Annotated in this window: 16 protein-coding genes and 1 tRNA gene; 6 read left to right on the forward strand and 11 right to left on the reverse strand. The window is 64.6% G+C overall.

Annotated elements, in window-relative coordinates:
- From CJ028_RS21210 to CJ028_RS13235, 3 genes are all read left to right on the forward strand, one after another.
- Nucleotides 1-741 (forward strand): HNH endonuclease signature motif containing protein (locus CJ028_RS21210; protein WP_205684042.1); only part of this gene is annotated, 741 nt, incomplete at its 5' end.
- Between the two features lie 228 nt (nt 742-969).
- Nucleotides 970-1,416, forward strand: a complete 447-nt coding sequence (locus CJ028_RS13225) for an acylphosphatase (RefSeq protein ID WP_240607265.1) — start codon at nt 970-972, stop codon at nt 1,414-1,416.
- Between the two features lie 607 nt (nt 1,417-2,023).
- Nucleotides 2,024-2,554, forward strand: coding sequence for a GNAT family N-acetyltransferase (locus CJ028_RS13235; protein WP_205684043.1), 531 nt, complete (start codon nt 2,024-2,026; stop codon nt 2,552-2,554).
- Between the two features lie 27 nt (nt 2,555-2,581).
- Here the strand turns inward: CJ028_RS13235 and CJ028_RS13240 are convergent, their stop codons facing one another.
- Nucleotides 2,582-3,088, reverse strand: a complete 507-nt coding sequence (locus CJ028_RS13240; protein ID WP_105035706.1) for a GNAT family N-acetyltransferase — start codon at nt 3,086-3,088, stop codon at nt 2,582-2,584.
- A gap of 52 nt (nt 3,089-3,140) precedes the next feature.
- Here CJ028_RS13240 and CJ028_RS13245 point away from each other — a divergent pair, with 52 nt between their 5' ends.
- On the forward strand, nt 3,141-3,863 hold the full coding sequence (locus CJ028_RS13245; RefSeq protein WP_105035707.1) for a hypothetical protein: 723 nt from the start codon (nt 3,141-3,143) through the stop codon (nt 3,861-3,863).
- Here CJ028_RS13245 and CJ028_RS13250 read toward each other — a convergent pair.
- The 9 genes from CJ028_RS13250 to hisS all read right to left on the reverse strand — a co-directional run bounded on the left by CJ028_RS13250 (nt 3,845) and on the right by hisS (nt 12,077).
- A complete protein-coding gene (locus CJ028_RS13250; protein WP_129590492.1) occupies nt 3,845-4,393 on the reverse strand; it encodes a hypothetical protein in 549 nt (182 codons plus the stop codon). The two genes, CJ028_RS13245 and CJ028_RS13250, sit on opposite strands and share 19 nt — an antisense overlap.
- Before the next feature lie 267 nt (nt 4,394-4,660).
- A complete protein-coding gene (locus CJ028_RS20700; protein WP_129590493.1) occupies nt 4,661-5,149 on the reverse strand; it encodes a hypothetical protein in 489 nt (162 codons plus the stop codon).
- Between the two features lie 130 nt (nt 5,150-5,279).
- Nucleotides 5,280-5,356 (reverse strand) — tRNA-Leu (locus tag CJ028_RS13260).
- Nucleotides 5,357-5,431: 75 nt separating this feature from the next.
- Nucleotides 5,432-6,925 (reverse strand): NAD(P)/FAD-dependent oxidoreductase, encoded by a 1,494-nt coding sequence (locus tag CJ028_RS13265; RefSeq protein WP_105035710.1) that lies wholly within the window; start codon nt 6,923-6,925, stop codon nt 5,432-5,434.
- Between the two features lie 22 nt (nt 6,926-6,947).
- A complete protein-coding gene (locus CJ028_RS13270; protein ID WP_105035711.1) occupies nt 6,948-8,264 on the reverse strand; it encodes a S8 family serine peptidase in 1,317 nt (438 codons plus the stop codon).
- On the reverse strand, nt 8,261-8,800 hold the full coding sequence (locus CJ028_RS13275) for a DUF501 domain-containing protein (protein WP_105035712.1): 540 nt from the start codon (nt 8,798-8,800) through the stop codon (nt 8,261-8,263). Before CJ028_RS13275 ends, CJ028_RS13270 begins: the two co-directional genes overlap by 4 nt.
- Nucleotides 8,797-9,285, reverse strand: a complete 489-nt coding sequence (locus CJ028_RS13280; protein ID WP_105035713.1) for an FtsB family cell division protein — start codon at nt 9,283-9,285, stop codon at nt 8,797-8,799. Before CJ028_RS13280 ends, CJ028_RS13275 begins: the two co-directional genes overlap by 4 nt.
- Nucleotides 9,286-9,407: 122 nt before the next feature.
- Entirely contained in the window at nt 9,408-10,688 is a 1,281-nt protein-coding gene (eno, locus tag CJ028_RS13285; RefSeq protein ID WP_105035714.1) for a phosphopyruvate hydratase, read from the reverse strand.
- A gap of 135 nt (nt 10,689-10,823) precedes the next feature.
- Nucleotides 10,824-12,077 (reverse strand): histidine--tRNA ligase, encoded by a 1,254-nt coding sequence (gene hisS, locus CJ028_RS13290; RefSeq protein WP_105035715.1) that lies wholly within the window; start codon nt 12,075-12,077, stop codon nt 10,824-10,826.
- 95 nt (nt 12,078-12,172) lie between these two features.
- Here hisS and CJ028_RS13295 point away from each other — a divergent pair, with 95 nt between their 5' ends.
- Together CJ028_RS13295 and CJ028_RS13300 are read left to right on the forward strand one after the other, a co-directional pair.
- Nucleotides 12,173-13,180: an ABC transporter ATP-binding protein gene (locus tag CJ028_RS13295; protein WP_205684044.1), complete on the forward strand. Its 1,008-nt coding sequence runs from the start codon at nt 12,173-12,175 to the stop codon at nt 13,178-13,180.
- On the forward strand, nt 13,177-14,268 hold the full coding sequence (locus tag CJ028_RS13300; protein WP_105035716.1) for an ABC transporter permease: 1,092 nt from the start codon (nt 13,177-13,179) through the stop codon (nt 14,266-14,268). Before CJ028_RS13295 ends, CJ028_RS13300 begins: the two co-directional genes overlap by 4 nt.
- A 76-nt stretch (nt 14,269-14,344) precedes the next feature.
- Here the strand turns inward: CJ028_RS13300 and CJ028_RS13305 are convergent, their stop codons facing one another.
- Entirely contained in the window at nt 14,345-15,106 is a 762-nt protein-coding gene (locus tag CJ028_RS13305) for a nucleoside triphosphate pyrophosphohydrolase (protein WP_105035849.1), read from the reverse strand.
- Between the last annotated feature and the right edge of the window lie 118 nt (nt 15,107-15,224).

A 15,224-nucleotide genomic window follows, 5' to 3' on the forward strand; every position in this document is an offset into this window, starting at 1 on the left:
ATCTATACCCGGGTTACCGACGCCGCCCTCAGCCTGCAAGGCCCCACTGAAGAGCGCACGCTGACACAGCTGCGCGCCGATGTCGCCGTCGACCTACTCCAGCAGGGCGTCACCGGCAGCGGCCTCGGCGCCGGACTCACCGCCAACGTCAACATCACCGTCCCGGTGCTCACCCTCCTGGGCAAAAGCGACGAATCCGGCGAGCTCGAAGGCTACGGGCCGATCGACCCGGAAACCGCCCGGCGCCTCGCCGGCACCGCGACGAGTTTCCTGCGCATCCTCACCCACCCGCACACCGGCATCGTCCTCGACGTCAGCGCCACCCCGTTCCGGGTGCCGGCGAGTCTGAAGAAGTACCTGCGGCTGCGGGACGGAACCTGCCGCTTCCCCGGCTGCAACCGCTCCGCCGGCCACAGCGACCTCGACCACACCATCGACAAACAATTCGGCGGCCCCACCACCGCCACCAACCTGCACTTTCTCTCCCCGGCGCACCACAACCTCAAGCACTTCAGCGACTGGAAGGCCGCCGCCGACCCCGACGGCACCCTCCACTGGACCAGCCCCGCCGGCAAACACTACGCCACCGACCCCGCCACCCGAATCAGCCCCCACCTACAACAAACCGCACCACCAGAACCCCCGCCACCGCCACCGCCACCGCCGCCAGCGCACGACCCGTGGACCTCGACCCGAAACATCGACTGGAACACCACCGACCCCGACCAGCAGTCGTTCTAGCCGCTTACTCCTTGACGTCGAGCATCGGAGTGGCCCGGCGAAAGCTGCGGTAATCGCGAGCACTGATCAGCTGGGCGCACTCCTATCTGACAGCCTTCGCGACGCGGCCCAACTGCATCCGTTTGTTGGCGACAACTCCGGTCACTCACCCGTCGACGCTGCGCAGGTATGAGGTCGTCGTCGATGCGCTCGGCCGGGGCGGCTGGCTCCACGGCGAGGCGATTGCGGTTGTGCGCACGGTCGGTGCGCTCGGTCGAGGCGCACGTGCTCGGCAGCGCCCTTGACCTGATCGCGTCGAGCGCCGTCGTGGCACCGGGGGTCGTTCCGGTCGAGTTGGAGACCTTCGCCGCAATCTCGACCCGGGTCTTGCGGCACGTGCCAGCGTGCTCGAGGCAGAATAGTCAGGTGATTCGCAAACGAGTTCTCGCCCGCGGCGAGGTGCAGGGCGTCGGGTTTCGCTACCACGCCCGGGCTCAGGCTCTGCACCTCGGGCTGGTCGGATATGCCCGCAACCGGCCGGACGGCACGGTGGAACTCGAGATCGAGGGGCGGGAGGCATCCGTTTCGCGCATGCTGCATTGGCTGGAAACCGGCCCACGGTATGCCGTCGTGACCGCCCTCGAGGTGAGCGATATCGCCGCAACGGGCGAGAGCGAGTTCCAGATCACCGACTAGATGAGTGAGTCCTAATCGGTTGGTAGCACGCCAACCGCTCAGTCCGATCGGACTTTTCCCGCGTGGGCGCTGTTAATCGAAGGCGGAGGGTGTTAAACCCAGTGTGTGAAAACAGACCTCAACANGGTGCCGGCGAGTCTGAAGAAGTACCTGCGGCTGCGGGATGGCACCTGCCGCTTCCCCGGCTGTAACCGCTCCGCCGGCCACAGCGACCTCGACCACACCATCGACAAACAATTCGGCGGTCCCACCACCGCCACCAACCTGCACTTCCTCTCCCCGGCGCACCACAACCTGAAGCACTTCAGCGACTGGACGGCCGTCGCTGACCCCGACGGCACCCTGCACTGGACCAGCCCCGCCGGCAAGCACTACGCCACCGACCCCGCCACCCGAATCAGCCCCCACCTACAACAAGCACCACCACCAGCAGCAGCACCACCGGCCGCACCACCGCCACCCCTGCCCGACCCCTGGAACACCAGCACGAATACCAACTGGGATGACACCGGCACCAACCCCCAACCGTTCTAGGTGCAGCGAACGGCGTGTCCCGTCGCCGTCTGATCAGGAGCCTGACTAAACATCCGTTATTAGTATCGAATGCATGAAGACGCAACCTGTTATCCGATCGGCGGTACCAGCGGATACGGCGGCTATGGCACGCCTGCACGTAGCGACGTGGCAGGAAGCCTATCGGGGCATCATGAGCGGCGAGATGTTGGACGACCCAGCGTTCGTGTCGACGAGAGAGCGCTTCTGGACGATCGGGCTCACGGATGAGCGATTCGCTCACGATCGAATCGCGGTCGTGGAACACTGCGGCGACCTGATCGGGATCGCCCAGAGCGCGGCCCCCACGGAAACCGATGCGACCTGGAGCCAGCAGCTCAACGTCCTCTACGTGCTTGCCTCCGCGCACGGCACGGGCGCCGGAAAGGCTCTCCTCGACGCAGTCATCTGTCGCGACACCGCGGCGGGACTCTGGGTAGCCGACCCCAATCCGCGAGCCCAGGCGTTCTACCGTAAACATGGTTTCGTTCCGGACGGGTCGTCCAAGGAAGAATATGGAACCAGGGAGATTCGGATGGTTCGGCGTGCGCCAGGCGAGCGTGGCCGCAATGCAACTTTGACATGAGGGGTGGTAGAAGCTGCCGATTCAGCCCTATTCCCAACGATTTTCGCCATCCTTCTTCGACGACGTCACGTGCATTCCTTGATTTCGCGCCACGCGCATCGAAGCATGATTGGCCGGATGGATGTGTGCCGTGAAATGGTTCACTCCCTGCGAACGCAGCCATTCAAGCATTGCCCGAGCAGCTTCCGAGGCGAAACCCAGTCCTTGCCAGATCGGTGAGATCACCCAGGCTATGTCGGCTACGAGTCCGGGCCCATCGTTCTCGACGGTTGCCTGCACGAACCCGATCGGCTGCGCTCCGTCACGCTGAGTGACCACCCAGTTCAACCACCACTGCGAACCATCCGCCGAGCGCCCGACGGCTTGAGCCGCATAGCGCCCGTTCAACCGCTCGAGCGACGGTGCTTCCCCGCCGGTGAAGTCATAGAGAGAGGGGTCGGCCAGAACGGCGAACATCGGAGGGGCATGAAGCACCGACAGCGGTTCCAGCACAAGGCGCGCAGAAGTAATGGGCGCAGATCTTGGCCATTCCATTCATTGAGACTGGCACAGTCATCTGATCGGCGCACGGCACTACCTCACCTGGGTGCGCGTCCTCAGGATCCTTCTGGCGACAATTCCGCTCATCACCTTCGGCGGTGTCGCCCTCACTCACTCTTTCTCAAACGATTCCATCGGCGAGATCATCGCCTCCGGAATCACCGCAGGCCTTTCCGCCGCGGTTTATGTAGCGTTTTGGGTGACGCTCATCTTCGCCCTCCTGGAGCGCACCGGTACCAGCATCAGAACGCGCTGGAATGTGGACCGACTTCCGGAACAGAAAGTCAATCAGGTCAACGTCGGAAACGTCATTTCCTCGCTCACTATCCTCGCCGCCCTGGCGGTAGCGCTGCTCTGGGATCGACTTCAGGGTTTTGTGCGCCTCGACGGCGAGCCATTCATGATCCTCAACCCGAACCTCTGGCCGTTGTCGATCAGTGGACTGTTCATCTTGATGGCAGGGCGGGCGGCTCCATCCGTCAGGATCTTTATTGTCGGGCGCTGGATCACCGCCACGGCGATCGTCAACACAACGCTGGCCATCCTCTTTATGAGCCTGGCGGCCACCCTCCTCGGGAGAGGCTCGCTGATGAATCCGGAACTGATTTCAGCCGCCACCGAGTACGGTGCGAGCGCGGACCTGCCGCGAATCCTGGCGCTGATCACCGGTCTCGCGATTGTCGGGTTCGCAAGCTGGAGCATCGGGGTCGACTGGCGTCGGACGGCCGACACAACCAGCCGCTCCGTCGATCACAGTGATGCGAGTTGAGCCTTCCAGTATGCCTTGCACACTGCCGCAGCCTCGGGCGAGCCAAGCTGGCTATGCTGCACGGCCACCCGACACTTTCCGGACCCCGACTCGTTGACCGTGACATTGACCCGGGAGTCATCCTCTAATCCACAACGCCAATAGCGCCACTTTGCGGTCGCTGAAGTCGTCGGCGCAACCGTCACCTCGAGCCCGTTGAACGACGTACGGCCGTCGACTAGAGCGGTCCAGGCGGCGATTGCCGCATCCATAGAGCCGGGTATTGTCTTGCTGGCGCTGGCGGCAAAAGTGCCATCTCCTTGCTGTCCAGGGATGCGGCGGCCGATGTGCTGTTCGTAAGCGATCGTGATGCCCTGCGCCCACCACCCGTGATTTTTCAATTCCAGATGCGCGAGCTCATGCTGCACCAGCGGCACGATGTCGGGATGAGAGAGTTCTCTGCCGCCCATCGCGTCGATCACCGCAACCCATTCCGGCCATCCGCGCTTCGTTACTTTTACGTACGGGCCAACGCTTTGTGGTTTGGTCATGGGCCGAATCTAGCGGATAGTGCTCACGTCGATCCGATACGGAGTACCAATGCACGGTCACTCAGATTGATTCCCTCGGAGTTCGAGGTTTACGATCGGCCACAGCAGGCCATTCCTGCAGGCATGACTTACGCCAGATCGAATAGCGGTCGGCCGGGTCGCAGTGCAATCTTCCGGTACTGAAGAGAAGGGCCTCAGAGCGCAAATCGGAGCCCCCAACGTCGACGGCGAACTGCCAGGACCCAACACCGCAACAGTGTCAGAGATCTATTGATCCAGAATTGTCAGAAATGTTCTGATAGATAACATTTTTCTGCGTTTGCTCGTCAATACGAGGGCTGCGGCTGGCGTCGAACCTTCCCTAAAGGGTTGCTGCTGACGAAGAACGATGAAGCATTTCACACCACTTAAAAATAGGTGTTGCGCGGGCGTCAAGACAAGGGGAAGAAACCAACCGTGGGCGTTCGGGTGCACAAGCCGTTTGTCGGCCTCACGGATGATGGCGCGATGGGGATCTGTCGTGCAGAAGTACGCGACCCGGTCGACGTGCTCGTGCACGAGACGGTAGGCGTGGTTGGTCACGATCTTCTGGTACCGCTGCCACGTCTTGGGCGTCAGCTCCACCTCGACGAGTTCGATGATGCCGTCCCGAGTGGCGACACCATCGGCTTGATGCTCACGGTGTCCCGCCGGTTGTCGATCCCGCTGACATCGTCGCGACATCGACCTCGTGCCGAGTGGTTTGCCGAAACCCACGACCTCAGGCACACCGCGGCTGGCCCTCAATCAGGGCCGAATGATTTCTAGTGTGGGCAAAATCTGGGGAAACGGGCCACCTGAGGTACCTATCACGAAGGTAAAACCCAGATCAGACCAGAAATATTTGTGGTGCCCCCACTGGGACTTGAACCCAGACTGTGACGATTTTAAGTCGTCTGCCTCTGCCAATTGGGCTATGGGGGCATGCCCAATGACGGGCAGTTACAGCGTAGGTGCTGCCGGGCGAAAATATCGCGCCCAGCAGCACCTACCGAAAAGCTACTTCGAAGCGGATGCCTCAGCGGCCGCTTTCTGCGCAACCGGCGCCTGAGCTGTGGGTGCCTGGGTGGCGCCAGCAGCGGCATCCGCTGCAGCACCCTTGACCGCGGGCTTGCGCGGCGCACGGGGCGCGCGCGGAGCCGTCGGCGCCTTGGCGGCGGGAGCTTCGGCCGGCGGCTTCGGACGCGAAGCGAACTCTTCAAAGACAGCGCGCGGGTTCTCGGTGGCGGTGAGCGACACGACGTCGCGACCGAGGAACACGTTGTTGACCCAGCCCCAGACGACGCGCAGCTTGCGCTCCCAGCTCGGCATAGCCAGGCCGTGGTAGCCGCGGTGAGCGAACCAGGCCGGCATGCCGGTGATGGCGAGGTTGCCGCTCTGGAACACGCCGATACCGATGCCGAGACCGGCGACGGCACCGAGGTTCTTGTGCAGGTACTGCACAGGCTCTTCGCCGCGCAGCACAGCGACCAGGTTCTTGGCGAGCAGCTTGCCCTGGCGCACAGCGTGCTGGGCGTTAGGCACGCAGTTGCCACCGACGCCGCCGCCACTCAGGTCGGGGACGCAACTCACGTCCCCAGCACCCCAGGCGTCAGCGATGATGTCGTCTTCGGTACCAACACGCAGGTCAGCTCGAACCTGGAGACGACCGCGCTCTTCGATCGGCAGGTCGGTGTGACGCACGATCGTGGGGTTGGCCATGACGCCGGCAGTCCAGACGATGAGGTCGGTCTCAAAGGTCTCTCCGGTGGAGAGCTCAATCTTGCCGTCGACCGCGCTGGTCAGCTGGGTGTCGAGGTGAATCTCGGCACCGCGACCGGCCAGGTTGTCGATGACCCACAGGCTCGTCTTGAGCGAAACCTCGGGCATGATACGACCCATGGCTTCAATGAGGTGAAAGTTGGTCTCCTCGAAGCTGATCTCCGGGTAGAGGGTGAGCAGCGAGGTGGCGAAGGAGCGCAGCTCGGCAAACACCTCGATGCCGGCGAAACCGCCACCGACCACGACGAAGGTGAGCAGGCGTTCGCGCTCGGGGCCGGCTGGCAGAGCGGCGGCACGGTCGAAGTTGGTGAGCACGCGGTCGCGAATGGCGACGGCCTCTTCGATGGTCTTCAGGCCAATGGCCTGGTCGGCAACACCCGGGATCGGAAAGGTGCGCGACACGGCACCGGCAGTGACAACGACGATGTCGTACTTGAACTCGTACGGCTCACCGATCGGCGGAGTGATCGTGGCCGTCTTGTCGGCGTGGTTTACGTGCGTGACCTTGGCGGAGACAACGTTGGTCTTCTTGAGGTGACGACGGTGCGACACAACCGCGTGACGCGGCTCGATGGATCCGGCAGCAACCTCCGGCAGGAAGGGCTGGTACGTCATGTACGGCAGCGGGTCAACAATTGTGACCTCGGCTTCGCCGGATCGCAGCCACTTCTCGAGCTTCCACGCCGTGTAAAAACCGGCGTAGCCGCCACCAACAATGAGAATTTTGGGCACGATGAGAAGGCCTCCTACATGATTATGATTGTGCGAAATCTTTGGGGTTGCGCCGAATTCGCCTGATATGCCGAGTGGCCCCAATGCCCAACAGCGTTACTAGGATACCAAACACCACGAGTACAGCGAGCGGCAGACTGATATAGGTCAATGTCAGTTGGTTGGGAAGCCAGGCCGTGAGCAGGTTTTGGGCCGGTAACGCCGGGTCGTCATCCGCGGCGACGGGCGCCTCGGCGGTGGGTTCCTCGGTGGGAACGACCTCGATCTCGGCACGACGGTGCAGGGTGATCCACTCCGTGAGCAACTCGCTCGGAGTCGCCCCCGTCGCCGGAGCGACATAGCGAGTCACTGCGGCCGCGGCATCGATCAGACCGTTGCCGTAGATCGGGCTAGGCACTGACTGCCCGTTCGCGTTCGCGGTGGCGATCACCCGATTCATAACACCCGCCGCATCGAGGTCGGGGTACGCGGCTCGAACGAGGGCGACGAGTCCGGACACGATCGGCGCCGCAGCACTGGTCCCGTCCCACTGCACGTACGACGAGTCGGGCATGACACCGACCAACTTCTCGCTCGGGGCGGCGATCGCGATGGTGATTCCCTGCGAGGACGCGTCGAAGCTCGCCGTCTTGTTACGGTCGACGCCGGCGACCGTGAGCACACCGGGGATCGTCGCGGGAGCACCGACCTCGGTGGTGCCGCTCCCCCGGTTTCCGGCCGCGGCCACGACAACGACATCGTTGTCAAACGCGTAGAGAAAAGCGTCGTCCCAGCTTTCCGGCCAGTACAGCGTGTTGCGGGTGAGCGACATGTTGATCACGTCAGCGCCGTTGTCCACCGCCCAGCGGATGCCCTGCGCGATCTGGTCATCATTGCTCACGGCGGAACGGGTGCTTCCGAACCCGACCGACACCGCTAAAATGGATGCTTCCGGTGCCACCCCGATGAGGCCCGCACCATCACCGGTTCCGCGACCGGCCAGCAGAGAGGCCACGAGGGTGCCGTGCTCGCCGTCATCGTCGTCGCCGGCGACCGGCGTTTGACCATTTGCGGAACCGAGGCCGGAAACATCCGTTCCCCCGGTCACGACGCCGTTCAGCTCGGGGACGCTGCCATCGACCCCGGAGTCGATGACGGCGACGGTAACGCCGGCGCCCCGCGTGGTGTTCCAGGCTTCGGTGAACCCGTAGTCGTTCAGCCAGTACTGCAGGTCACGAATCTGGTCGGCGTGAGCTGCGGGCGCATCGAGCACGACGGAGCCGGCGATGGTGCCGCCGAACAGAGCCGTGGCAATGGTGAGCGCGACGCCCGCACTAACCCTACGGGTAACCACGGTCACGCCGGAACCGTCCCGGCGGTGGCCTCCGCGGAGTAGTCCAGGCAGACGCAGACCGTGGGCGACCAGGCCGCTCGCGCCAGCGCGAGGTCGCCGATCGGGTTCACGCCGGGCCCGGCGGCCAGGGAGTGCGCGGCCAGTGCGTGCAGGCACTTGACTCGGTTCGGCATGCCGCCGGAGGAGATTCCGGCGATTTCCGGCACGGTACCGAGCTGGTCGCGGTCGAACAGAAAGCTTTCGTGGGCGCGCTCGTAGGCAGCGCGCACTTCGTCATCGTCGGCGAGCAGGTCGTTGTATTCGTTCATGACCTGGGTGGCCTCGAGTGAGGAGATCGCTGCGGTCGCGGCCGGGTGGCAGAGGTAGTACAAAGTGGGAAACGGGGTACCGTCGGCCAGCCGGGGAGCCGTGGCGACCACGGTCGGCGCACCGCAGACACAGCGAGCGGCGATGCCGACGACGTTGCGGGCCGGGCGACCGAGCTGCGCCGAAACGAGATCGATATCGGCGGCAGTAAATGGATCGAACGGAGGCCGGGTCACGGCACCACCGGTGCCGGTGCTTGCGGAGCGAGGCCGGCCGTCATGGTGGAGGCGAACAAGGAACCCAGCCAATCAATTGTGGTGCTTTGAATATTGGTGCTGACCGGGCTCGTCTCCGTTTCAAGCGGAGCGACAACGGGCAGGTCATTGATGACGAGAAAGCTGATATCACCCGGCAGCACGTACGACAGCCGCTCGCGGGCCTGCGTAGTGACATAGGTACGGTCGTTCCAACGTTCCCGCTGGCTGGTCAGCTGGTCGACCTCGGCCTTCTGGTCGGCGACAGCAGCACTGAGCTCGCTGATCTGCTGCCGTTGCTCCGCGTAGGTGCGCAGGCTCGGCGCGAGCACCACGACGGCGAGAATCAGCACCACCATCATCACGAGTGAAAATCCGGAGAAGCGGATGCTTCGCAGCCAGCCGCCGGCGGGCGTCTCGACCTCTGGAACGGCGGGTTGCCGTAAGGCCGGTCGCTTCTGATCCATGGCAACTCCTTTCGCTGGCGATGAACGTGCTGGTGAAAACGGTAGCGAGTGTAACTGTGGGCTCCCGACCAGCCGAAATCGGTGGTCGGGAGCCCGCTCCCGCGCCGTACGGTGAGGCGCGCTTACGCGGTGAAGCGGGGGAACGCGGTGCGACCGGCGTAAACGGCAGCCTCGCCGAGTTCTTCTTCGATACGCAGCAGCTGGTTGTACTTTGCGACGCGCTCGCTACGTGCGGGGGCGCCGGTCTTGATCTGGCCGGCATCCGTTGCGACGGCGAGGTCAGCGATGAAGGTGTCCTCGGTCTCGCCGGAGCGGTGCGAGATGATGGCGGTGTAGCCGGCACGCTGGGCGAGAGAGACGGCATCCATCGTCTCGGTCAAGGTGCCGATCTGGTTGACCTTGACCAGAATGGAGTTCGCGGCCTTGAGCGAAAGGCCCTTGGCCAGGCGAACCGGGTTGGTCACGAACAGGTCGTCTCCGACGATCTGCACCTTGTCGCCGAGTGACGCGGTGAGGTGAACGTAGCCGTCCCAGTCGTCTTCTTCGAGCGGGTCTTCGAGGGAGACCAGCGGGTAGTCGGTGACGAGCTCGGCGTAGTAGGCACTCATGTCTTCGGCCGAGAACTTCTTGCCCTCGAAGTTGTAGCTGCCGTCCTTGAAGAATTCGCTCGCGGCGACGTCGAGGGCCAGCGCAATGTCCTTGCCGGGAACGTAGCCGGCGATTGTGATGGCTTCGACGATGAGGTCGAGCGCGGCCCGGTTGCTCGGCAGGTTGGGAGCGAAGCCGCCCTCGTCGCCGAGGCCGGTGGATAGTCCCTTGGACTGCAGCAGCGCCTTGAGCGAGTGGTAGATCTCAACGCCCCAGCGCAGGGCCTCACTGAACGACTCGGCGCCGAGCGGAACGATCATGAATTCCTGAATGTCGACATCGTTGTCGGCGTGCGAGCCGCCGTTGATGATGTTCATGAGCGGCACCGGCAGGGTGTGCGCGTTCGGGCCGCCGAGGTAGCGGAACAGCGGCAGACCAGCTGAGCTGGCTGCGGCCTTGGCCACGGCCAGGCTCACGCCGAGGATGGCGTTGGCGCCGAGACGCTCCTTGTTGTCGGTACCATCGGCTTCGATGAGCACGAGGTCGACGATGCGCTGGTCGGTCGCGTCGATGTCTTCGACCGCAGGCCCGAGGTCGTCGATGACGGCTTCGACGGCCTTGAGCACGCCCTTGCCCTGGTAACGGGCCTTGTCGCCGTCGCGCAGCTCATACGCCTCGAACACGCCGGTGGACGCTCCGGACGGCACAGCAGCACGGCTGACCGTCCCGTCGCCGAGCAGAACTTCGACCTCGATGGTCGGGTTGCCACGGGAGTCGAGAATTTCGCGTGCGTCTACTGCCTCAATAAGGGCCACAACTGTCTCCTGATTTGTCGGGGTGAACGTCTGGGTGGACGCCGGGGTACTTGTCGGAATGAAAGTAGGGGTGTGCCGGGTGATCCAGGCGGTTTCAGTCTAACCAAACGTGTCGGCCGATCCGTTGAACCGGCTTCAGGCGCCGAGCGGTTTGAAATCGAGGTCGCCGGCGGTCTGGGTGTCGGGTGTCACGAACGCGAAGCGTCCGTAACCGGCCTCTCCGGCCCGGTCGAGCAGGGCCTTGAGGTTCTTAGTGCGGCGCTCGAGCCGCACGCGCAGGCCACCGGCGACGAGGTCACGCTTGAGGGCGACCAGACGGGCCGGATCGGCGTCTTTCTCGTAGACGAGGACGACGGCGTGCTCAGCGGATGCGGCATCCGCTTGCAGCAGGTCGACGATGCGTTCAAAGCCGATCGAGAATCCGCAGGCGGGTACGTCGGTGCCGAGGAATCGGCCGATCATGCCGTCGTACCGGCCGCCGCCACCGAGGGAATAAGCCAGGTCAGGATGGGAAATCTCGAAGATGGTTCCCGTGTAGTAGCCCATGCCGCGCACCAGGGTGGGGTCGAACGCGAGGTCGACGCCGGGCAGGGCTGCGCGCAGGGCGGTCAGATCGGCGAACGCCTCCGGGTTGAGCCACTCAGGCGCGCTGTCGCCGAGGGACCAACCCCCGGTACCGAGCTCGGTGAGCAGGGCGGCCAGGTCGGGGGCGTCAATGCCGAGGGCGCCGAGTTCGGTGGCAACACCGTCAACACCGATCTTGTCGAGCTTGTCGATTACGATCAACGCCCGCTCGGTCAGGTCTGACCGGACGCCCCAGTGCGCGAGCAGGGCGCTGAGGATGCGGCGGTCGTTAATGCGAATGGAGCAGCCCGTGAGGCCGAGCTTTTCCAGCGTCGCGGCCGTTGCGGTGATCAGTTCGATCTCGGCGAGCGGGCCGGCCTCGCCGATGATGTCGATGTCGCACTGCATGAACTGGCGGTAGCGGCCCTTCTGCGGGCGTTCGGCTCGCCAGACCGGGGCGATCTGAATCGACCGGAACACAGCGGGCAGTGCGGCGCGGTGGGTGGCATAGAACCGGGCGAGCGGCACCGTGAGGTCGAACCGTAGTCCGAGGTCGGCCAGGGACGCGAGGTCGTCCTGCTCGGCTGCGGCCGCGACATCCGCTGGGCTGAGGCCGCGCTTGAGTACCGCGAAGGCAAGCTTCTCGTTGTCGCCGCCGAGCCCTGAGTGCAGGCGAATGGAGTCTTCCATGACCGGGGTTTCGATCTCGTCGAAACCGTGCGCCCGAAAACTGTCCCGGATGATGCCGAGGGAACGCTCACGCACGGCTTTGTCGGCGGGGAGAAAATCGCGCATGCCGCGCGGCGGGGTCACTGCAATAGCCATGAAGTAATTCTCTCAGTTGCCGTCGGTACGTTTCACCGCCCGCCCCCGAAAGGGAGTGCACCCTAGACTCGGGGGAAACAAGTGGGGGTGTGTCGATGTCGGTGACGACAGTTTTCGGGTCGGGCGGGATCGTGCCGAGCGGCATCGCGGTGACCGGGGTCAGCCGGGCATTCGGCAGCGTGTTCGCGCTGCTCGACGCGACCCTCACCGTTCCTTCCGGGTCGGTCACGGCCCTGATCGGGCCGAACGGCTCGGGTAAGACCACGCTGCTGCTCATGCTCGCCACACTGCTCACACCCGATGCGGGCACAATTCGCATCAACGGTCACGACCCGGTCACCGAACCGGAACGCGTGCGCGCCCTGATGGGCTGGATGCCGGACACCCTCGGCTCCTGGCCGAGCCTGAGCGCCCGCGCGGCCCTGCAAACCACCGGACGCATGTACCGTATGACCCGCGAGCAGGCCGCCGTGCGCGCCGACGAACTGATCCTTCTGACCGACCTCACAGACTTCGCCGACCGCCCGTCGCGGGTGTTGTCGCGGGGCCAGAAGCAACGTCTGAGCCTGGCCAGGGCGCTCGTGCACTCCCCCGAAGTGCTGCTGCTCGACGAGCCGGCCTCCGGCCTCGACCCCGCAGCCCGCGCTTCGCTGCGCCAGTTGCTGCGCCGCCTGGCCGGTGAGGGCGCCGCCATCCTCGTATCCAGTCACGTTCTCGCCGAGCTCGACGAGATGGCGGATGCCGCGGTGTACCTCGCCGATGGCCGCACGGCGAGCCCGGAGCAGGTGGCCGCGGCCGGCGCGAGCGCCAGGGCCTGGCGCATCCGCTCACTGGATGACGCAGCGCTGGAACGTGCACTCGCGGCACCCGGCGTGGTCGGCGCGCTCGTGCAGGTGCTCGGCGTCGACCAGCTCGGCACCCTGGTGCAGGTCGAGAACGAAGCCTCTGCGGCAGGCCTGCTGCACAACCTCGTGCTGAGCGGGGTTCCGGTCTGCGACTTCGGCCCGGCCGTCGGCAACCTCGAACATACTTTTCTCGACCTCACCCGGGAGCGACCGGCACGACACAGTTCGATCGTCGTCAACCCGGAGGTAAAGCCATGAACGACCATAGGCGCGTGTTCCTGACCGGACTCTGGCTGATCGTCACCCTCGAGCTGCGCCAACGGGTGCGCGGCGTCTCGTGGTACGTGCTGCTGGGCATTTTCATGCTGCTCGTAGGAATCGTGACCTTTCTGCTCTGGCTGGCCACCTCGGCCTGGCTGTCGGGGGGCGGCGGCGTATTCTCGACCATTATCTACTTCGTGCTGCTGCTCGGCACGCTGGTCTCGCCGGCGCTGTCCGGCAATGCGATCAACGGCGATCGGGATGCCGGCACCCTCGCCACGACGCAGGTCACGCTGATCAGCACCGGGCAGCTCGTGGTCGGCAAATTTCTCGCCGCATGGATCACGGCGCTCGCCTTTCTCGCGGCGGCGCTGCCGTTTCTCATCTTCGCGGTCGTTCTCGGCGAGGTCTCACTCGGCACAATCAGCGTCTCGGTGCTCGTGCTCGCTGCCGAACTGGGCGTCATCGCCGCGGTCGGTGTCGGGCTGTCCGGCATCCTGACCCGGCCGCTGTTTTCAATCGTGCTGACCTACCTCATGGTTGCGGCACTCAGCCTCGGCACCCTCATCGCGTTCGCACTGCTCGGTACCGCCACCCAGCAGGAGGCGACCAGCGTGAACTACCAGGTCGTATCGTCGACCTACGACGAAAAAACCGGCAAGCAGTCCGACATTATCTGCTCCACCGCGCAGACCTCGACCTACCCGGTTCCGCGGTTCGACTACTACTGGTGGATCCTCGCAGCCAACCCCTACGTTGTCGTTGCGGATGCCGCGCCCGGCAGCTTCGATGAGAACGGCTCCCCGACCGACCTGTTCGGTCAGCTCGCCGTCGGTGTGCGCGGCGCCCAGACACCGCCGGAGCTGTACTCGGAGTACAACGGCTGCGAGGAAGCCGCCAACGGCTATTTCGACCAGGGAATCTCCACCCGGCCAACCGCGCAGGAGACCTACGACGGCGCGGTGCCGAGCTGGTTCATCGGCCTCACCATACATCTGCTGCTCGGCGCTGGCGCCCTGACCTGGGCCTGGCGCCGCACCCGCACCCCCGCGACGCATCTCCCTACCGGGAGCCGTATCGCCTAGCTGCAGGCTCGCGAAAGCGGGAAAATTGCTGCTTCACGGATGCTGAAGCAGCAATTTTTCCGCTCTCGCGTGATGGTCAGGAAGGGAAGGCGATGATTCCGGCGTCGAAGGCGTCGTCATTGGGCGCTGCTGGGATTTCCGCTCCGCGGATCTCCGCCTGCAGGTCGCGCACGGCGCCGCGCAGGGCGCGCTCCGCGTCGAGACCTTGGGAACGAGCCGACGCCACGATGGCCAACAACAGGGGGCCGAGGTCGGCCTCGGACTCAATCGGAAGCGGGAAACCCGCATCCGCTTCGAGCAGGCCGATCTTCTCGGCCCGACCCAGCACCTTGTCGGCGAGGGCCAGCGCCGGCATGCCGGCCGGAATGCCGTCGAGCACGCTCGTGCGCCCCGGCTTCTCCTCGGCTTTGAAACCGTCCCAGGCGGCCGAGACTTCCTCCGCCGTCTCCAGCGTGACGTCACCGAACACGTGCGGGTGCCGCCCGACCATCTTCTCGGTCAGGCGAGCAGCGACATCCTGAATGTCGAAGTCCTCCTCCGGCGTGTGGGCAGCCAGGTCGGCGTGAAAGAGCACCTGGTAAAGCACATCACCGAGTTCTTCGAGCAGGTCGTCGCGACTGCCGTCTTCGATCGCTTCGATCAGCTCGTGCGTCTCCTCGACCAGGTGGCGCACGAGCGAGGCGTGGGTTTGGTCGGCGTCCCACGGGCATCCGCCCGGCGCGCGGAGCCGCGCGACGGTGGCGATAAGGGTCTCGAGGGGTGTTGCGGCCGGTGAAAGAGGGGATGCCGGATCCGCGACGGTGTCTGCGGCTCGCGACACTGCGGGGGCCGGATTCATCTCCGGCAGCGTTGCGTCGGTACGGGCCGATGAAAACAACGGATTCGTCATGGTTGTGGACTCCTCAGATCGATTCCATCGTAAACGGCCTCTGAGGCAGTCAGGTGCCTCGTGTATT

It is taken from the genome of Cryobacterium aureum (genome assembly GCF_002954245.1).
In the GTDB taxonomy this organism is placed as follows: domain Bacteria; phylum Actinomycetota; class Actinomycetes; order Actinomycetales; family Microbacteriaceae; genus Cryobacterium; species Cryobacterium aureum.